The 17,918-nt window shown below is 64.4% G+C and carries 18 protein-coding genes; 9 read left to right on the top strand and 9 right to left on the bottom strand.

What is annotated here, in order from left to right; all coding sequences use genetic code 11:
• Positions 1 to 19: 19 nt before the first annotated feature.
• From WBN73_RS15015 to WBN73_RS15005, 3 genes are all read left to right on the top strand, one after another.
• Complete coding sequence (locus WBN73_RS15015) at positions 20 to 1,114, top strand: EAL domain-containing protein (RefSeq protein WP_280626162.1); 1,095 nt, start codon at positions 20 to 22, stop codon at positions 1,112 to 1,114.
• 121 nt (positions 1,115 to 1,235) lie between these two features.
• Entirely contained in the window at positions 1,236 to 1,820 is a 585-nt protein-coding gene (locus tag WBN73_RS15010; RefSeq protein WP_337340749.1) for an RNA polymerase sigma factor, read from the top strand.
• Positions 1,817 to 2,608 carry a peptidase M56 family protein gene (locus WBN73_RS15005; protein WP_337340750.1) on the top strand — a complete coding sequence of 264 codons (792 nt, stop codon included), beginning with the start codon at positions 1,817 to 1,819 and terminating at the stop codon, positions 2,606 to 2,608. Before WBN73_RS15010 ends, WBN73_RS15005 begins: the two co-directional genes overlap by 4 nt.
• A gap of 1 nt (position 2,609) precedes the next feature.
• On the opposite strand, the gene WBN73_RS15000 is transcribed toward WBN73_RS15005, so the two are convergent.
• The 5 genes from WBN73_RS15000 to WBN73_RS14980 form a co-directional block, all read right to left on the bottom strand.
• Positions 2,610 to 3,491, bottom strand: coding sequence for an SGNH/GDSL hydrolase family protein (locus WBN73_RS15000; RefSeq protein WP_207595958.1), 882 nt, complete (start codon positions 3,489 to 3,491; stop codon positions 2,610 to 2,612).
• Between the two features lie 47 nt (positions 3,492 to 3,538).
• Positions 3,539 to 4,303, bottom strand: a complete 765-nt coding sequence (locus WBN73_RS14995) for a maleylpyruvate isomerase family mycothiol-dependent enzyme (RefSeq protein WP_337340751.1) — start codon at positions 4,301 to 4,303, stop codon at positions 3,539 to 3,541.
• Positions 4,303 to 5,133, bottom strand: coding sequence for a fumarylacetoacetate hydrolase family protein (locus WBN73_RS14990; RefSeq protein WP_337340752.1), 831 nt, complete (start codon positions 5,131 to 5,133; stop codon positions 4,303 to 4,305). The genes WBN73_RS14995 and WBN73_RS14990 overlap by 1 nt, the downstream gene beginning before the upstream one ends.
• Complete coding sequence (locus WBN73_RS14985; RefSeq protein WP_337340753.1) at positions 5,134 to 6,261, bottom strand: cupin domain-containing protein; 1,128 nt, start codon at positions 6,259 to 6,261, stop codon at positions 5,134 to 5,136.
• A gap of 200 nt (positions 6,262 to 6,461) precedes the next feature.
• Complete coding sequence (locus tag WBN73_RS14980; protein ID WP_337340754.1) at positions 6,462 to 7,277, bottom strand: IclR family transcriptional regulator; 816 nt, start codon at positions 7,275 to 7,277, stop codon at positions 6,462 to 6,464.
• 48 nt (positions 7,278 to 7,325) lie between these two features.
• Here WBN73_RS14980 and WBN73_RS14975 point away from each other — a divergent pair, with 48 nt between their 5' ends.
• The 3 genes from WBN73_RS14975 (at position 7,326) to WBN73_RS14965 (ending at position 11,046) form a co-directional block, all read left to right on the top strand.
• Positions 7,326 to 8,615: an MFS transporter gene (locus WBN73_RS14975; RefSeq protein WP_337340755.1), complete on the top strand. Its 1,290-nt coding sequence runs from the start codon at positions 7,326 to 7,328 to the stop codon at positions 8,613 to 8,615.
• Positions 8,608 to 9,858, top strand: coding sequence for an FAD-dependent oxidoreductase (locus WBN73_RS14970; RefSeq protein WP_337340756.1), 1,251 nt, complete (start codon positions 8,608 to 8,610; stop codon positions 9,856 to 9,858). Before WBN73_RS14975 ends, WBN73_RS14970 begins: the two co-directional genes overlap by 8 nt.
• A 78-nt stretch (positions 9,859 to 9,936) precedes the next feature.
• The gene (locus tag WBN73_RS14965) at positions 9,937 to 11,046 is read left to right on the top strand and encodes a DNA alkylation repair protein (RefSeq protein WP_337340757.1); all 1,110 of its coding nucleotides are present in this window, start codon (positions 9,937 to 9,939) and stop codon (positions 11,044 to 11,046) included.
• Positions 11,047 to 11,068: 22 nt separating this feature from the next.
• Here WBN73_RS14965 and WBN73_RS14960 read toward each other — a convergent pair whose 3' ends face one another.
• Positions 11,069 to 11,896: a helix-turn-helix transcriptional regulator gene (locus WBN73_RS14960; protein WP_337340758.1), complete on the bottom strand. Its 828-nt coding sequence runs from the start codon at positions 11,894 to 11,896 to the stop codon at positions 11,069 to 11,071.
• A gap of 85 nt (positions 11,897 to 11,981) precedes the next feature.
• Between WBN73_RS14960 and ilvD the strand changes: the two genes are divergently transcribed.
• Positions 11,982 to 13,844 carry a dihydroxy-acid dehydratase gene (ilvD, locus tag WBN73_RS14955; RefSeq protein ID WP_207595965.1) on the top strand — a complete coding sequence of 621 codons (1,863 nt, stop codon included), beginning with the start codon at positions 11,982 to 11,984 and terminating at the stop codon, positions 13,842 to 13,844.
• A gap of 127 nt (positions 13,845 to 13,971) precedes the next feature.
• Here ilvD and hxlA read toward each other — a convergent pair whose 3' ends face one another.
• Positions 13,972 to 14,595, bottom strand: a complete 624-nt coding sequence (hxlA, locus tag WBN73_RS14950) for a 3-hexulose-6-phosphate synthase (protein ID WP_207595966.1) — start codon at positions 14,593 to 14,595, stop codon at positions 13,972 to 13,974.
• A gap of 59 nt (positions 14,596 to 14,654) precedes the next feature.
• Positions 14,655 to 15,251: a 6-phospho-3-hexuloisomerase gene (gene hxlB, locus WBN73_RS14945; protein WP_337340759.1), complete on the bottom strand. Its 597-nt coding sequence runs from the start codon at positions 15,249 to 15,251 to the stop codon at positions 14,655 to 14,657.
• Positions 15,252 to 15,388: 137 nt separating this feature from the next.
• Between hxlB and WBN73_RS14940 the strand changes: the two genes are divergently transcribed.
• Positions 15,389 to 16,669, top strand: coding sequence for a helix-turn-helix transcriptional regulator (locus WBN73_RS14940; RefSeq protein WP_280626196.1), 1,281 nt, complete (start codon positions 15,389 to 15,391; stop codon positions 16,667 to 16,669).
• 183 nt (positions 16,670 to 16,852) lie between these two features.
• Positions 16,853 to 17,590, top strand: coding sequence for a GAF and ANTAR domain-containing protein (locus tag WBN73_RS14935; RefSeq protein ID WP_337340760.1), 738 nt, complete (start codon positions 16,853 to 16,855; stop codon positions 17,588 to 17,590).
• Positions 17,591 to 17,627: 37 nt separating this feature from the next.
• Here WBN73_RS14935 and WBN73_RS14930 read toward each other — a convergent pair whose 3' ends face one another.
• Positions 17,628 to 17,912, bottom strand: coding sequence for a hypothetical protein (locus WBN73_RS14930; RefSeq protein WP_207595969.1), 285 nt, complete (start codon positions 17,910 to 17,912; stop codon positions 17,628 to 17,630).
• Positions 17,913 to 17,918: the final 6 nt, after the last annotated feature.

Below are 17,918 nucleotides of genomic sequence, written 5' to 3'. Positions count from 1 at the left end.
ACACATAAAGGAATAGCTGATGGCTCAAGAAGAGGGCTCTCTTTCACAGGATGCCGCCAACGCGTCACCGCCTGCCGAAACGTCGCCGCCTGCTAAGGCGACCATGCGCGAGCAGGTGAACGACATCATCGAATCCATCCTTGCCGATACCGAACCGCGCAGCGAAGCCGCCAGAATCAGGCTGGGTGCGTTGTTGGAGGCACATCCCGAAGACCCTCAGCGTGCCTTGTTGGAGCATCTGCTGGAAACCCGCAAAGAGGCCGCGCCGGCAGCTACGGTGCCGGTTCACCTCGAATCCGCCAGCGTGCACCTTGAGTCTGTTGACGCAGCGCGGACCGTGTCGGTTCCCGTCAGCCACGAAGTCCGGGAAGGAATCCAGGCGGTCCTGGCGGACAAGCTTCTGCTGACCGCCTTCCAGCCTGTCCATGCACTCCCCAACGGCGACGTAGTGGGTGTTGAAGCACTCACCCGGTTCGTCGGTGAAGACGGCGCCGGCGCCGATGTCTGGTTCAGCGAGGCTGCTGCCGCGGGGCTGGGAACCGAGTTGGAGATCGCTGCCCTCCACTGCGCCCTCACCGCGGCGCACGACGTCCCGGAAACCATGTCCGTGGCCCTTAATCTCACGCCCGCTACCTCCAGCGACCCCAGGGTCCGGAACCTGCTGGCCGCTGCGGCACTCGCGCCGGACCGGATCATTGTCGAGCTCACCGGCAGCCTGGCCGACGTCGGAGGCCAAACCGGCCGCGACGGACTCGGGCCGCTGCGCGCCTTGGGTTTGCGCCTGGCCGTCAGCGCCTCCGGAGCAGCGTTGGTCGCATTGGAGCGGGTGGAGCAACTGCGTCCGGACATCATCAAGCTGGACCGCCACCTGATTGAAGGCATCGAAAGCAGCGAAGGCCAAAGGATCCGGGCCAAGGCGATCGTTGAGCTCGCCAGGGAGCTCGGGGCGGAAGTCATTGCTGTAGGCATCGAGACGGCCGAAGAACTCGAGGAAGTGACGGCGCTCAACATCACCGCAGCCCAGGGATATCTCTTGGGACGCCCCTCGGTTCACCCGCTGGACTGGTCGGCGTGGAGCATCCGGGCACAAACAGAATCCCAGCCTGCCGGCTGACAGTCTTCACAACAACGACGGCGACCCTCACCTCAACGGTGAGGGTCGCCGTCGTGGTTGACGGCTTTAAAAAAAGTCCCGCTTCGTGAAACCTTTCGTCCGCTCGCGGACAATACAGGGCATGGGGAACAGCGAAACCGACGACGGCGGACTGTGGGCGAGGAGCCTCGACGGCGAGGGAGAGGCTTTCGGGCTGCTGTACGACCGGCACCACGGCAGGGTTTACCGGCATGCGTATCGGCTCTCACCCGAACGGCACGACGCCGAAGACATCATGTCTGCCGCGTTCTTGGAACTGTGGCGATGCCGGGCCAAGGTGCGGCTGGTGGATGGCTCCATTCTTCCCTGGCTGCTGGTGACCACCACCAACGTGGCCCGCAACAACAGGCGGGCCGCCTTTCGCTACCGAAAGCTGCTTGCTTCCCTTCCCCGGACCCAAGACCTTGCCAGCGCCAATGAAGACCTTTTCCTGCAGGGCGAATTGGACACGGGCACAGCTCGAGCACTCGCCACGCTCAACGCTGTGGATCAGCAGCTCGTCAGCCTGGTGGTCTTCGAGGATTACACCATCGCCGCGGCGGCCACCGTACTCAACCTCTCTCCGGCAGCTGCCAAGTCACGCATGCACCGAGCCAGGGAGCGCATGAAAACAGCACTCGCGGGGACACCAGAGCTTGCTCCCGCTTTCGAAGGAGACCAGCGATGAACGAGCTCCGTGTCGACCCAAACTTCAGCCGGGCTTTGCGTGGGGAACTGGTGTCGAGGGTGGAACAAACCACGGCCGGGCGGACCCGTAAACGCGCCAGGCTCTGGATCGGCGCCGGCGTGTTTGCCGGCGTGGGACTTCTGGGTGGCGTCGGCGCCACGGCCGCAGGACTGTTCGTGGTGCCCGGGGCGGAAGTGGTTACGCAGCTGTCCACGCCGGTAGCTGACTCGTATCAAGGGACTGCCACGGTGGACCTTGGAGAGCCACCTGCGGGAACAACGGGCATCCAGATTGACTTCTGGTGTCTGACTGAGGGGCACTTCCAGTATCAGGACGGGTCCAGCATCGCCTGCTCAGCTGACGACGCCGGGACACCCCACGGCTGGAGCGGCTACTTGGCCAAGCTGGCTCCGGGTCAACACAGCGTCACCTACACCACGGCCCCGGAGAGCCGCTGGCGGCTGACGGCACGATACGTGAGCACGCAGTTGACCGAGTGGGCAACTAACGGCGATGGCACCACTTACGGCATGGAGAACGAGAATGGCTCACCCGACATGATCGCCGTCATGGCCACGAACGGGAAACGTGGATACGCCTACACGGCGGATTTGAACGAAGCGAACGGGCATACAGCCGCCATGAGCTTCAAGAGCCCTGAGGAGGCATTGGCCTGGCAGGAGAAGCGAAAAGGTCAAACCTTCCACGTGCCGGTCTATGAAGCTGACGGGAAGTCGGTCATTGGCGAGTTTGAGATCTCTGACGGGAGCGATCCTTCGGCTCCGTGAGTCAGTCGGTGATGTTCCGGGGGTCGTTGCCGACGAATGTACCGGGGGGCATCCCGGCGCCGAACACCGGGCCGGGTTCAGGTCGCTTGGGGTGCCGGCCGTCGTCGGCGTTCCGCTGCTTCAGGCGACGCACGACCCAAGGGAAGAGGTGCTCGCGGGCCCAGACGATGTCTCCGGCCCGGGCCTCGCGCCAGTTGCGCTCCGGCAATGGTTTGGGTGTCAACGGCTCCAGGGAGTGGGGAACGTTGAGGGTATTGAGCACCATGATGGCGATGGTGTGCTGGCCAAGCGGCGAGAAATGGAGTCGGTCCGGATCCCACATTCTGGGGTCGGTCAGCTCGCGCAACGCCCATAGATCGGCCACGACGGCATCATGGCGGGCAGCCACTACCCGAATGTTCTCGTTGTAGATGGCCACCTTGCCGCGGGCCAGGCCCAACACCGGGGTGGCGCCCCAGTCCGGACCAGTAAACAGCAGGATGGTGGCGCCGGTGGAGGCCAACGCTGCCACTCCTGCATCCAGCTCCATGGCGAGTTTGTCAGGATCGCTCCTATGGAAGAGAAGGTCGTTGCCGCCGGCGTTGAGGGTGATCAGATCTGGTTTGAGGTCCAGTGCCGGGCCAACCTGCTCCGCCATGATCTCGTGCAGCAAGCGTCCACTGATGGCCAGGTTGGCGTAAGCGAAATCCTCGTGGCCGGTGCTCAGTTCTTCCGCCACCCTGTCCGCCCAGCCGCGCAGGCCTCCGGGGCTTCGCGGCTCGGGGTCGCCCAACCCTTCGGTGAACGAGTCGCCCAACGCCACATAACGGCTCCACGGGTGCAGGCCAGGCCCGAAGCTACCGGAACCTCCCTGCACCCAATCATCGGCGCTGGAGGCGTTCATCTCCCCATAGTGCGCTTACTGGGCGCGCATCGCCATGGGTGGGCTGGCTAAATCCACTTCGGGGCGGCCAGAACGGCACTTTCGGCACTGGGTCCGGTGGCCGTGACACCGGAGGTGCCGCGGCCCGTGGCCCATTCGACGACGGCGGGCAGGGGGCCGGTGATGATCGTAGGGTTCGTGGCACTGGTGTCGCCGAACGTGAGTGCGGCGCCGTTTCCGGCGGTGTCATTGACGTTGATGAGGAGTCCGGTGTCTGTGCCGCGGGTTTTCCAAGCGCCGGTGATGTCTTTGAGCAGACGTTCGAGGACGGGGGCCGGGATGTCGTTGAACGTGGCTCCGTTGTCCAGGTCCACGGCGTGGACCCAGACTTCGCGGGTGCGCATCCACACGGTCTCGGACGCCGGGACGGTCCTGCCTTGGGCGGTGCGGACTTCGTGGGTCCAGTTCTCATCCGGGAGGTCTCGCCATTCGACGGACAGGTGCACGGCGGAATGGTCGTATAGGTTCCGCAACGCGATCGGGGACAGGGTCGCGCCGAAGCTGATCTCGTGATTCCGTGCCTCGGGAGAGGAATACATGGGCGTCTCCACCCCGGTGGCAGCCCATTCGAGCAGGCGTGCGATCGCACGGGCGTTGTATCCCACGTGCGCCACCACATGGCGGCGCGTCCAGTCCGGAAGGAGGCTGCCGCCGTCGAGCTCTGCATCGGAGAGTTCGTTCAGTTTGCGGGCGAAGAACGCGGTGCCCCGCCGGGCCTGCAGGAGGTCTGCCTGCAGGCCCGGATCGGTGGCGAGATCGTGGCGGGCGACCATCAGGCTTCCTTGACCACGCGGTTGTTCAGCTGGCCCAGGCCCTCGATGGTGGTGACCAGGAGCTGGCCTTCCTGCAGGTACCGCTTGGGGTCCTGGGCGTGGCCCACACCGCCCGGGGTGCCGGTCGCGATCACGTCGCCCGGGTTCAGGGTGATGATGGTGGAGATGTAGGAGACCAGGAACTCAGGGGTGAAGACCAGGTCGCCAGTGGGGGTGGACTGCTGAACTTCCCCGTCCACGGCCGAGGTCATGAGCGGCCCGGCGGTAAATTCGTCCTTGGTGACCAGGGCCGGCCCGAACGGGGTGGAGTTCTCCCACGTCTTGCCCTGCAGCCACTGGATGGTGCGGAACTGGTAGTCGCGCATGCTGATGTCGTTCAGGACCGCGTATCCGGCGATGTGGTCCGCGGCGTCAGCTTCGGCGATGCGGCGGCCCTTCTTGCCAATGATGACGGCGAGTTCGGCTTCCCAGTCCACCGTGTCCGATTCCTGCGGCAGGGCGAGGTCATCGTTCGGGCCGATGAGGGATTCGGTGTACTTCGCGAACAGGGTGGGGTGCTCCGGGATGTCCCGGCCCATTTCCTTGATGTGGTTGCGGTAGTTGTGGCCCACGCAGATGATCTTTCCCGGTGCGGGCACGACGGCGGCGAGGTCGGCGCCGTCGAGCGCATGCGTTGCGCCGTTGGCCGCCTTCGCCTTTTCCTCCCAGGCGGGGTCCGCGAGCAGCGCGCCGACGTCGGTGAAACCGGGGATCTCTGTGAGGGTGTCGCCGTCCTGGCGGACGGCTACGGTGCCGGTGCCGGTTTCGGTGCGGAGGGTGAGGAGTCTCATTTACTTGCGTCCTTCGGTGTAGCTGCGGTTGAAGTTCAGTCGTTCAAAGATGGGGGCGTCGCTGAAACGGAAAAGATCAAACTCTGTCTCGGACTGCAATGACCATTCCTGCCAGGACGGGACCACGAACAGGTCGCCCTTGGCCAGGGCCTTGGTCTCGCCGTTCAACACCACGGTGCCGGTGCCCTCGAAGACCTGCCAGACACTGGAACCAACCTCACGAAGCGGCTCGGTGGTGGCGCCGGCGCGCAGGCGGTGGAACTCGGCCCGGATGGTGGGCATAACGTCCCCACCGGTGGTCGGGTTCGAGTACCGGACAGCGGCATGGCCCTGGGACACCGTGGCCGGGTGGCCCTCGTCCTCCAGCAACAACTGCTCACGCAGAGCGGCGTCGGTGTGTTCCCAGCGGTACGCGGCGATGGGGGAGTTGGTGGTGTCATCGAGACCGGACAGGGGTCGCAGGCCCGGGTGGGCCCACAGCCGTTCGGAGCGGGAAATGTCCGGGGTGGCTTCGTCGGTGACACGTTCGGTGCCGAACTCGAAGAACCCAGCATCGGCATAATGCACGAACGGGATGTCCAGCCCGTCGATCCACGCCATCGGCTGGTCGGTGTCATTGTGGTGGCCGTGGAAGTTCCAGCCCGGGGTGAGCAGGAAATCACCCCGACGCATTGCCACCGGATCCCCGTTCACCACCGTCCACACACCCTCACCCTCCACCACAAAGCGGAACGCGTTCTGCGAATGGCGGTGCTCCGGAGCCGTCTCATGGGCGCCCAAGTACTGGATCGCGGCCCACAGCGTCGGAGTCGCGTACGGTGTGCTGGCCAGGCCGGGGTTCGCCAGGGCAATCGCGCGGCGTTCCCCGCCCCGGCCCACGGGAACCAGATCCCCGGCACGGGCAGCCAAGGGGTAGAGGTCGTTCCAGCGCCACACATGCGGGACGGCCTTCGGTGTGGGCACCATCGGCATCAGGTCACCGATCTCCGTCCACAACGGAATCAGGTTCTCTGCGTCGAAGTCCTTATACAACTGCTCCAACTGGGCAGCTTCCTCCGGAGTGGGCTCCGGCAAGGCGTGGCTGGCGGCCACAGATTCATGAGTCGTGTTCTTGGCGCTGATGGACACGTAGGCCTCCTGGATAGGGTCCGAACAGTTCGTTGGCGTAGTTCGACCCTAGGGATGCTTGAGCATCAGTCCGAGAATATTCTGCTGTACAGAATTAGTTCCTGCCTTGTGAGGCCTACTCTGCACCCTTCGCGGGATTCTTTTCGCGCAGAGCGGGCCTCGCAAGGCGTGGGTGGAGGCTGCTTGACCTGATGCGCTGCTCAGTCGGTGGGGTTCGCCGCTATGTCTACCTCCAACTGCCGGCAGGTCTCGCGCATCGCGGTGACCAGGCCGGCGTCGAACACCTTACGGAACCGTGTGGCAGGCGTGGCGACGCTGAGCGCCCCCACCACCGAGCCATGCCCGTTGTGCAGGGCCATGCCCAAGGCGCTGACACCCTCCTCGGTTCCCTCAAAATTGGCAGCAAACCCGTTGCTCCTGGTGGTTTCCAGTTCGCGGAGGAAGGCCGGGAATTCTTTGTCCGGGATGGTGTCTCCGCCGATCTCCGCGTTATGGCTTCGGAACAGTTGCTCGATCATCACGGGCTCCAGTTCTGCAAGCATCGCTTTTCCGCCGGAGGTCCTGTTTGCGGGCATGACGGTGCCTTGGCGGTCACCCACGCGCAGCACGTTGCTGCCCTCCACGGTGGACAGGAAACGGACCTTGGTCCCCACGCGGACCATGAGGTTGACGGTCTCCTTGAGTTGACCGGAAAGAAGTTCCATGTGCGGCTGGGCGAGGTCGCGGAGCAGCCGCGTCCAGCTCAGGCCAGCGGGGCCGACACCCATCGCAGGGCCCGGAACGTAGCGGCGGTTCTCGTCCTGAACGGCGAATCCACGGTAAACCAGCATTGCCAAAAGGCGGTGGGCCGTTGACGGGGCGACGCCCAACTCCGCGGCGGCGTCCTTGAGCCGGAGTGCGCCGCCATCCCGTAGCAACTGCAGGAGTTGGAGGGCGTTATCCACGGCCTCAATGGAGTAGGTAGGCCGTTTCTGAACCGGCTTACGGCTGGATGTGGAAGTCGGATTATTCTGCACAACAGAATTCTATGGTGCTCTATTGCCGATGGACAGGACAGTGGTGGGATGAATCACACACTTCCCGCTGCAGCGTCGCAACGGCCCACCGCCGGTATTGAGGGCCACACCCCGCGCTTTTCCAAAGGGTCGGCCCTGGCCGTCCTGGTCTGCTGGCTGCTGGTGGTCTTCGACGGCTATGACCTCATCGTCTACGGCACCGTGCAATCGTCCCTGATCTCCGACACCGGGTGGGGGCTCACCAAAGCAACGGCGGGCACCATCGGTTCCATGGCCTTCCTCGGAATGATGATCGGCGCCATCTTCGCCGGCCGCATGGCTGACTCCTGGGGCAGGCGTAAGACCATCCTTGGATGCGCGGTTCTGTTCTCCGTCTTCACCGTTCTCTGTGCCTTTGCTCCCAACGCCGCGATCTTCGGTGCCCTCCGGCTCCTGGCCGGAATTGGCCTGGGTGGTCTGGTGCCCTCAGCCAATGCACTGGTTGCCGAACTGGTCCCTGCAAAGTGGCGTTCCACCATTGCAACGTTAATGATGTCCGGGGTGCCGATCGGCGGGTCCATTGCTGCGCTGGTGGGGATTCCCATGATTCCAGCCTTCGGGTGGCAGGCAATGTTCCTGGTGGCCGTCCTGGCGCTGGTGATCGTCGTGCCACTGGGCATGAAGTACATCCCTGAGACACTGCCGCCGGGCAAGGCCTCGGGGACCCTCCAGTCCCAGGGCCCCAAACCCGGCTTTGGATCCCTCCTGCGCGCGCCTTTCCTCGGCGTCAGCGTACTGTTCGCCTTGGCCACCATCGCCACCCTTTTCGCCTGGTACGGCTTGGGAACCTGGCTGCCCAACCTCATGCAACTGGCCGGCTACAACCTCGGCTCGGCGCTGACGTTCGCACTGGCCCTGAATCTCGGAGCCGTTGCCGGATCGGTGATTACCGCGTGGGCCGGCACGCGCTTCGGCCCGATTCCGACGGCGATAGCGGCAGCCGCTGTGGCCGCCGTCGGGCTTCTGGTTCTCTTGACCGGGCCTTCAGTGGCCGTGGTGTACCTCGCCCTGGTGCTGGCCGGCGTCGGAACGCACGGCACGCAGTGCCTGATCATCGCCGCGGTGGCCAGCCACTATCCCGATCATCTGCGCGGAACCGCACTTGGCTGGGCGCTGGGCACCGGCCGCATTGGCGCCGTCATCGCACCCCAGGTGGGTGGGCTCCTGCTGGCAGCCGGGCTGGGCGTCAATTCCAACTTCCTCGCGTTCGCCGGCGCCGCCGCCCTCGCAGCGGTCCTTCTGGCCGCCGTCGGACTCAACATCAAAACAAAGATCTCCCAAGGAGCAAACAATGTCTGAGTACACCACGTCCACTGATGTCCTGGTTGTGGGAGGGGGAATGGCCGGGCTGGCCGGCGCATTGGCCCTCCGCGAAAACGGTGCGAACGTCACGCTGGTGGAACGTGCACCCGAATTCGGCGAGGTGGGAGCCGGCCTGCAGATGGCGCCGAACGCCTCGCGGGTCCTGAAACGCTGGGGCCTGCTGGAGAAGGCGCTTGAGGTTGGCGTGCAGCCCAAGCACCTGGTCTTCCGCGACGCGACCACCGGTGAAGAGCTCACGCGCCAGTCGCTGCGCGGCGAGTTTGAGGAGCGATACGGCGCCCCGTACGTGGTGATCCACCGCAGCGACCTGCACCGCGTGCTCCTGGAAGGATGCGAAGCGGCGGGCGTGAAACTGGTCAACGACGTCATGGTGGACAGCGTGGAAACCGTCAACGGCCGCGGCGTGGTGCACACAGCAGCCGGTGTGGACTATGAAGCAGATGTGGTGATCGGCGCCGACGGGCTGAAGTCCACGTTGCGGCCGCTGGTGGCATCCGATGAGCCTGTCTCCTCCGCCTACGTTGCGTACCGCGGCACCGTCCCCATTACCCCTGAGACCCCGGCAGCCGACCTCGAGGATGTGGTGGTCTACCTCGGCCCCGACTGCCACTTGGTGCAGTACCCCCTGCGCAAGGGCGAACTGCTGAACACCGTGGCCGTCTTCAAATCGCCGTCATTTGAGCGCGGTGAAGAGCAGTATGGGGGAGTGGACGAGCTCCAGGCCGCCTACAAGGATTGTGTTCCCGCCGTGCAGGCAGCCCTCGCGAACCTCGGCACGGGCATTCGCTGGCCCATGTACGATCGCGATCCGATCGAAAACTGGATTGCCGGCCGCATGGTCCTGATGGGCGACGCCGCCCACCCCATGCTGCAGTACCTCGCCCAAGGCGCCTGCCAGGCACTCGAGGACGCCGCCGTGCTGCAGGACGTCAGCGCCGGCACGGTCTTCACAGCTGACGGCGTCAATCCGGATGCGTGGGATGAGGCAATTGCCGCGTTCAACACTGTCCGCGCAGCCCGCACTGCCCGCGTCCAGCGCACCGCCCGTGTGTGGGGCGAATCCTGGCACGTCGCCGGACTGGCCCGGACGCTGCGAAACCTGCTCTTCAAGAGCCGCAAGGACAACGATTTCCAGTACAACGACTGGCTCTACGGTCAAACCGGTGAAGGCTTGCCGGCACCGGAGGCGCCACGGGTTGCCAGCCAGCTGCCAGCCTGACGCTTGGCGCTTGTGCATGCCCGCTTTCGATGTCTCTCCCGTCGCCTACGATGACAACACCGGCGAAGGAGGAAATGTATGGGCACCATGGATGAGCTGATTAATTCCAAGGTGGTGGCCGAGCTGCGGTCCCTCCTCATGAGCGCCGGTCCCGGCATTGAGCTGCCAACGCTGGAGCGCTCGCATGGCGCCCTCGACGGGCAACGGCTCCGGCAGCGGGTGGATGTAGTGAGGGATGCCCTCCTTCAGGACTTACCGGCGGGATACTCCGATGTTCAGAGGATCATGCTCGATGCTCTCGATGACCCCCGGTTTACGGGATGGATGGTCTGGCCGGCCACCGAAGTCGTGGCCGCCAGGGCGCTTCAATCGGGGTCGCTGACCGACTTTGACGCTGCGCTCACGGTCCTGTCCCGCCTTACTGGGAGGCTCACGGCAGAGTTCGCTATCCGCGACCTCATCGCTGCCCGGCCGGAACGTGCCCTGGCGACGATGCAAACCTGGACGAATCACCACGACGAACACGTCCGCCGCCTCGCAACGGAGGGCTCCCGCGCCTACCTGCCATGGGCTAGGCGGGTACCTTGGCTGGTGGCCAATCCCGCCGCGACGCAGGGAATCCTTGATGCCACCTACCAGGATCCCACCGACTATGTCCGACGCTCCGCAGCGAACCATCTCAACGACCTGAGCCGGATCGATCCGCAGCTGGTGCTGGCTACCGCGCTCCGTTGGTCAGGCAAGCCTGATGACACCACACCCAAGGTGATACGGCATGGACTCAGGACCTTGGTTAAGCGAGGCAATCCGGAGGCGCTCGCCCTCCTGGGCTACACCGGCGGCCAGCTCGTCGTCAGGGAGCCCCAGCTCAGCCACACGGCAGTGGCATGGGATGGAACCGTGGAATTTTCAGCCGAGGTAGTCAACCAAGGCCCCCAACCCGCCAACGCAGCCATTGACTATTCCATCGGGTTCCAACGGGCCAACGGCACGGTCAGCGCCAAGACCTTCAAGCTCACGTCCCGCCGCATTCCTCCCGGCGAGACTGTCACTGTCACAAAAACGCACTCGTTCCGCCCCATAACAACCCGTTCCTATTACCCGGGGCAGCACTACGTTGTGGTCCAGGCAAACGGCGTCGCGTCGACGCCTGCGCACTTCGTCCTGGACAAGCAGGAGCTCAGCTGAACCGGGTGCCCGCCACCGTGCTTCAGATCCCCATCAACCGCTGCATCTGCTCCCCGGCGTCGCTCCCGGGCGCGGGCGTGTAGACCACGATGTGCAGGTCCGGCCGGTCCGACGGCGAGACCTGGTGGTGTTCCAGATGCAACACGCCAACAGCAGGGTGGTGGAACTGGCGCTCACGGGATTCGAAGCCCAGGATGTCGTACCGGTCCCAGCTTTCCTGGAACTCTGGGCTGGCTTCCTTGAGTCGGCCTACCTGGTACTCCACATCGGGGTCACCCAACCGTTGGCCGGTTTCCGCCCTGAACTCGGCCAAAAAGCGCTTGCTGGTCACGTCCCAGTCGGGCAACAGGTCGCGGATGTAGGGATCGGTGAAGACGAGCCACAGGAGGTTCCGGTCCGAGGCATCGAACGTCCCGATGTTGGGGTAGAGCGCTTCGTACGCGCGATTCCATCCGGCGATTCCCCAGTCCGGGGACAAAGCGTAAGAAGGGTTCGGGTCCAAAGCGTCCAAGAGACGTTGCACATGTGCGGGAGCATCGGCGGCCACCGGACCCTTCGGTGGAGTGGATGAATATCCGCCCAGCGACAGTACATAGCCCAGCCCGGTGTCGGAGAGATGCAGCGCCCGTGCAATGGATTCCAGCACCTGGCGCGAGGGGCTGATGTCCCGCCCTTGCTCCAGCCAGGTGTACCAGGTGACACTGACGCCGGACAGGAAGGCGATCTCTTCCCGGCGCAGCCCGCGCTCGCGGGAACGTCCCACAGGCGGCAGGCCGTAGTCGGAACGAAGGGCTTGGTTGCGCCGCGTCCGGAGGAAGAGTCCCAGTTCCTTGCGTCTCTCATCTTTCACGGACCCAACACTATTACTCTGGTACTTTCACTACTAGTAGCGTCACCGTCTTCCACCCGCTGTAGAACAACAGCAGGATGGTTTCATGCCTGCACTACGCTCAAGAACAGTTACCCACGGCCGCAACATGGCCGGCGCCCGCGCACTGCTGCGCGCCTCCGGCGTCGCCAACACCGACATCGGCAAGCCGATCATCGCCGTGGCCAACTCCTTCACCGAATTCGTCCCCGGCCACACCCACCTTGCCCCCGTGGGCCGGATCGTCTCCGATGCGATCCTCGCCGCGGGCGCTGTGCCGCGCGAATTCAACACCATCGCCGTGGATGACGGCATCGCCATGGGCCACTCCGGCATGCTGTACTCCCTGCCGTCCCGCGACCTGATCGCCGACTCCGTGGAGTACATGGTCAACGCCCACTGCGCCGATGCCCTGGTCTGCATCTCCAACTGCGACAAGATCACCCCGGGCATGCTCATGGCCGCCCTGCGTTTGAACATCCCCGTAGTGTTCGTCTCCGGCGGCCCGATGGAAGCCGGCCGGGTTACGCTGACCGACGGTTCCGTGCGCTCCCTGGACCTGGTGAACGCGATTGCCGACGCCGTGGACGAATCCATCTCCGATGAAGACATCAACCTCATCGAAGAGAACGCCTGCCCCACCTGTGGTTCGTGCTCCGGCATGTTCACCGCCAACTCCATGAACTGCCTCGCCGAGGCGATCGGCCTGGCCCTGCCGGGCAACGGGTCCGTACTGGCGACCCACACCGCGCGCAAGGCGCTGTACGAGAAAGCCGGCGCCACCGTCGTCGAGCTCGTCAAGCGCTATTACGACGGCGACGACGACTCGGTGCTGCCGCGTTCCATCGCTACCGCCGAGGCCTTCGATAACGCCATGGCCCTGGACATCTCCATGGGCGGTTCCACCAACACCATCCTGCACCTGCTGGCTGCAGCCCAGGAAGCGGGCGTGGAGTACGGCCTGGCCGAGATGGACGCCAAGTCCCGCCAAGTGCCGTGCCTGGCCAAGGTGGCGCCGAACGTCGCTGGGGACAAGACGTATTACATGGAAGATGTCCACCGCGCCGGCGGCATCCCGGCCCTGCTGGGTGAGCTGAACCGCGGCGGCCTCCTGCACAAGAATGTCCACTCGGTGCACTCCAATGATCTGGATGGCTGGCTGGACGACTGGGACATCCGCGGCGGCAAGGCCACCGAGGAAGCGCAAGCACTGTGGCACGCAGCCCCCGGTGGCGTCCGTTCCTCCACCGCTTTCTCGCAGTCGAACCAGTGGACCTCCCTGGATACCGACGCTGAGGGTGGTTGCATCCGATCCGTCGAGCACGCGTTCTCCAAGGACGGTGGCCTGGCTGTGCTGCGCGGCAACGTCGCAGTGGACGGCGCTGTGGTGAAGACCGCAGGCGTGGACGAGTCCATCTGGATCTTCGAAGGCCCTGCAGTTGTGTGCGAGTCACAGGACGAAGCCGTGGAGAAAATCCTGAACAAGACCATCAAGGAAGGCGACGTGGTGGTCATCCGCTACGAAGGCCCCAGGGGCGGCCCGGGCATGCAGGAAATGCTCTACCCAACCTCGTTCCTCAAGGGCCGCGGCCTGGGCAAAAAGTGCGCCCTCATCACGGACGGCCGCTTCTCCGGTGGCACCTCCGGCCTGTCGATCGGCCACATCTCACCGGAGGCTGCCTCCGGTGGCGCCATCGCGCTGGTGGAGGATGGCGACATCATCAGCATCGACATCACGCAGCGCTCCCTCCAGTTGCAGGTCTCCGACGAGATCCTGGCCGAACGCCGCGAAAAGCTTGAAGTGAACGGGGGCTACAAGCCGAAGGACCGCGAACGGCACGTCTCACCTGCGCTGCGCGCTTATGCCGCCATGGCACTGTCCGCGGACAAGGGCGCCGTCCGCGACGTCTCCCTGGTGGAGAACCTCTAGAGGTCCCGTATCCAGCGAAAGCCGCCTGCCGCCGTCGTACTTCACTGCCGTACGACGGCGGTGCGGCGCCAGCACAAACGTCGACCTGCCCGGATGGGCAGGTCGACGTTTGCGGTAGAGGGCTGAACTAGTTGATGGCTGCCTTCAGTTCCTTGGCTGCCAGCTCGGGATCCGCGGCGCTGTAGATGGCGCTGCCTGCGACGGCGACGTCGGCACCTGCCAGCTGGACTGCTGCGATGGTTCCAGCGTTCACGCCGCCGGCAACTGAGAACGGGACGCGTGCTTCCTCGCCAGCGTTGAGCAGGCTTCGCAGGTTGTATCCGGGCTGTGCCTGCTCATCCAGGCCTGCGTGGAACTCGACGAACGTGGCACCCAGCGCGCGGGCTTCCTTGGCGCGGGAAGCCTTGTCTGCCACACCAATCAGGTCCACAACGATGCCTTTGTTGTGGGCCTTTGCAGCCTTTACCGCGCCGGCAATGGTGGAATCGTCGGCCGTGCCCAGGACGGAAACCAGGTCCGCTCCGGCGTTGAACGCGATGTCGGCTTCAAGCTCGCCGGCATCCATGGTCTTCATGTCGGCGAAGACGATCTTGGTGGGGTGCGCTTCCTTGATGGCAGTGACAGCCGAGAGCCCGGCGGCCTTGATCAGCGGCGTGCCGAGTTCGATGATGTCCACGTGCTCGGCCACTTTGCCGGCCAGTTCAAGGGCGTCCTCGACGGTGAGGAGATCCAGTGCTACCTGAAGTTTCATGGGTTTTTCTTTCTTTCGGAGGGTTTGTTTTGGAACGGGCGGTGCGGGCTTGGGTCGGGCTACTCGAGGTTGGCGTGGCGCAGCCAGAGTTGTTCGGCAGGCTCGTCCGTGTTCTCCCAAAGGGTTTGGAACACTGCCTCGGTTGCGAGGAAAAGGGATTGCTCGAACAGGCTGCCGGAGTACTGGCGGGAAAGGCTGGAGCCATGATCGGTCTTCTGGGCGGCGGGAATAATCACCAACGCATCGGCCAATCCCGCCAGGGGTGATCCCGGGTTGGTGGTCACGGCAGCGACGTTTGCACCGGCGGCGATGGCTGTTTCGGCTGCCTTGACCACTCCGGAGGTGGTCCCCGAGCCGGAGGCCACCACAAGGAGGTCGCCGGCGGCGATGGCAGGTGTTGTGGTGTCCCCAGCGACGTGGACCGTCAGGCCCAGATGCATGAGGCGCATGGCTGCCATGCGGAGCACCAGCCCGCTGCGTCCGGCCCCGGCGAGGAAGACCCGTTCCGCCCTGCGGATTCTTTCGGCGAGGACTGCCAACTGACCAACGTCGATCGCGTTGGTGGTGCTCACTATCTCGCCCTGGATCAGGGACAGGTTGAGGGCGGCCTGGGCTGGTGTTTGGCTCAGGACGTGCTTTTCTGCGACAGCGTCCACACTTTCTCCTTCAGTTGCCGTGAATGTCTTCCGTTCCAGCTTGGTGCAGTTGATGGGTGGGCGGAACGCTGTTTTGTGACAGCTTTTCCTACCCCTTTGGGTAGTCTCCGCTCTTGACTGGAACGTATGCTGGGCCGATGCAGAACTGGGACCTCCTTCACGCCGTCAGCGACCTCGCTGCCGCGCCGCTGAACCGTATTGCCGAAAGCCTCCGCGGGGCCACGCTCCCGTTCCTGGCGGGCAGCGCCCTGGTCATCTTCACTGAGGACTGCACTGGCCGGCCCCAGAAAAAGGCGGGCGATGAAGGCATCGTCAGCCGTGTTTCCATCACAGAATTGGACCGGCTGAGGGCAGCGATGCCGGGGGAGGATCCGTGGCGCACTTCTGCGGTCATCGCGGGTAGGGAGCGGGAGGTTCTCGCCTTGGGCTACGCGCCCAGCCAAGCGCTGTTGGTCCTGACAGACCCCTCCATGACTGCCGGACTGGAAGGGTCGGACGGTTCGGAAGCGGAAGAGGAGGCTCTCCGTCTTCTCACCTACCTATGGCGATTAACCGCCCGACGCATCCATGAAAAAGTGACCGACGCGCCGCCGTCGTACCTTTTGGAATCGCGGGCCGCATCCGCTGAGCGGATCCGGGTGACGGCCGAGTTGGTAGACCAGCACTCCACCACCCTCGAAACCCTGCTCGCTGCCCTGCGGTCGACGTCAATGAACGACGCCGCGGCGCGCGCCTCCGTGACTGACCTCGCCGTCAAAGCCCTGGTGGATCTGCGCACACTCAGCGACCGCACCAGCGACCTGGTGGAAGAACCGGTAGCGACGGCTTTCGAGCGGCTGCGCGAGGACCTCCGGCCCCTGATGCACTTCAGCAATATCGACATCCAGTTCATCGAGCCACCCGCCAACGGTCGTGCACTCCCTGGCGAAGTGGCCCATGCCGCGCGTGCCGTTGTCCGCGGGCTGGTCCTGGCCATTGCGGAGCAACCGGACGTCCGGAGGGTCCGCGCGCAGTGGGATTGCGATGGCGGGAACCTGTTGATCAACGTCCGCGACGACGGCCTGGGCGCACTCTCGCCGGATTCGCCCAGCATTGCCCGGCTGCAACAGCGGGTGCAGGCCGTTGACGGGCGGATGTCCCTTGAAGTGATGCAGGGCTGGGGCGCGGACATTTCCGTCGTGCTGCCGCTGGATCCACCGCCAGCCCCCGGCGGCGATGTAGCCGTCTGGGATCTGGCACCACGCGAGCTGGAGGTCCTGCAGTTGCTCACCGCTGGGCAGCGGAACAGGAGCATCGCCGGTGCCCTCCACATCAGTGAAAACACAGTGAAGTTCCACATCCGGAATCTCTTCCGGAAACTCGACGTGCGTTCCAGGGCGGAGGCAATTGCCTTGGCGCACTCGGCAGGGCTGCGGTAATTGAATGTAGTTCGAAAGCGCCGGCGAGCTGGTTGCGTTGTCCGGGAATACCGGCTGATGCGCAAGATTTTGCTGCAAGCGCTCGACGGACGGAGGTACCCGCCGTCGACCGTTTCACTTTGGACACCGTGCCACTCGGGACAGCACGTGACGGGAGGCCCAACACTTCCTACGATTAGGCCTATGGAAACCAACGGGAGTGCCGAACACATCCGAAGCTTGCATGAGTTGGTGGTTGGCAGCTCGGACATCCACGCGATCCTCAACGGTGTGACCGGCTTCGCGGCCGATGCGATGAGCAAAGTTGCCGGTGAAAATATCGACTGCGCACTCACGCTGCGCCGCCGCAAGCGCACCGCCACCGTTGCGGGCAGCAGTGCGAGGGCGGTGCATCTGGACAAGATCGAACAGTCCCTGGGGCAGGGCCCCTGCCTGGAAGCGCTGGACGCGGGCCGTCCGGTGCTGCTGGCAGACGTTGCCACCGACACCAGTTGGCCGGAGTACAGCCGGGCCTTGGCTGCTGAGGGTATTCACTCCGCCTTGGGCGTACCCATGGACCTGGGCGAAACATCCCAGGCGGTCATTAACTTCTTTGCTCCCAACGCCGGTACTTTCACGCAGGCTGTGATCGACGAAGCTGCCGCTTTTACGGAGGTTACCGGCAGTACGTTGCGTCTGGCCATCAGGATCGAAACCGTGGAGCAACTCAACGCGGACCTGAAGACAGCAATGTCTTCCAGGACTGTTATCGACCTGGCCTGTGGGGTCATCATGGCCCAGAGCCGATGCACCCAGGACGAAGCCTTCGAGTTCCTGACCAAAGCTTCCAGCCACAGGAACCAGAAACTGCATGCCGTCGCATCGGACATCATCGCCCACTTGAGTGGCACCACCGAAAACCACCTGCGGTTCGAGGACTGAACCGTGTTAGGTGAATGAAGCCAGCGGTACAACCCCATCAGCAGATCCACAATCTGCTCCCGCTCCCGCCGTCGGGCGTCTTGTCTTGGAAGGGGATGGGGCCAGGCGCAGCAGGCGCAGTGGTACTTTCGAGGATCTTTTTCGTCCGGGGCCGGGCCACCAGCAACGCGGCGAAAGGTGCCAACAAGAGCAGGAGGGTCACCGCGCCAACCCCGGCCACACCGGCCAGGAACACCAATCCCGCCATGAACAAGAGGTGGATATCCGGTGCGTCGGTAAACGCAGGGGAGGCCGTCATGGCCATTCCGTTGGGTGACTTCACATCATG

Source organism: Paenarthrobacter sp. CCNWLY172, from assembly GCF_037402035.1.
Taxonomy (GTDB): Bacteria; Actinomycetota; Actinomycetes; order Actinomycetales; family Micrococcaceae; genus Arthrobacter.
Note: the sequence above shows the minus strand (reverse complement) of the source record. Positions and strands in the feature narration are given on the sequence as shown.

Coding starts and splice junctions, on each gene's coding strand:
- WBN73_RS15015 (WP_280626162.1), top strand. CDS start 20: ATGGCTCAAGAAGAGGGCTCTCTTTCACAGGATGCCGCCAACGCGTCA.
- WBN73_RS15010 (WP_337340749.1), top strand. CDS start 1,236: ATGGGGAACAGCGAAACCGACGACGGCGGACTGTGGGCGAGGAGCCTC.
- WBN73_RS15005 (WP_337340750.1), top strand. CDS start 1,817: ATGAACGAGCTCCGTGTCGACCCAAACTTCAGCCGGGCTTTGCGTGGG.
- WBN73_RS15000 (WP_207595958.1), bottom strand. CDS start 3,491: ATGAACGCCTCCAGCGCCGATGATTGGGTGCAGGGAGGTTCCGGTAGC.
- WBN73_RS14995 (WP_337340751.1), bottom strand. CDS start 4,303: ATGGTCGCCCGCCACGATCTCGCCACCGATCCGGGCCTGCAGGCAGAC.
- WBN73_RS14990 (WP_337340752.1), bottom strand. CDS start 5,133: ATGAGACTCCTCACCCTCCGCACCGAAACCGGCACCGGCACCGTAGCC.
- WBN73_RS14975 (WP_337340755.1), top strand. CDS start 7,326: ATGAATCACACACTTCCCGCTGCAGCGTCGCAACGGCCCACCGCCGGT.
- WBN73_RS14970 (WP_337340756.1), top strand. CDS start 8,608: ATGTCTGAGTACACCACGTCCACTGATGTCCTGGTTGTGGGAGGGGGA.
- WBN73_RS14965 (WP_337340757.1), top strand. CDS start 9,937: ATGGGCACCATGGATGAGCTGATTAATTCCAAGGTGGTGGCCGAGCTG.
- ilvD (WP_207595965.1), top strand. CDS start 11,982: ATGCCTGCACTACGCTCAAGAACAGTTACCCACGGCCGCAACATGGCC.
- hxlA (WP_207595966.1), bottom strand. CDS start 14,595: ATGAAACTTCAGGTAGCACTGGATCTCCTCACCGTCGAGGACGCCCTT.
- WBN73_RS14940 (WP_280626196.1), top strand. CDS start 15,389: ATGCAGAACTGGGACCTCCTTCACGCCGTCAGCGACCTCGCTGCCGCG.
- WBN73_RS14935 (WP_337340760.1), top strand. CDS start 16,853: ATGGAAACCAACGGGAGTGCCGAACACATCCGAAGCTTGCATGAGTTG.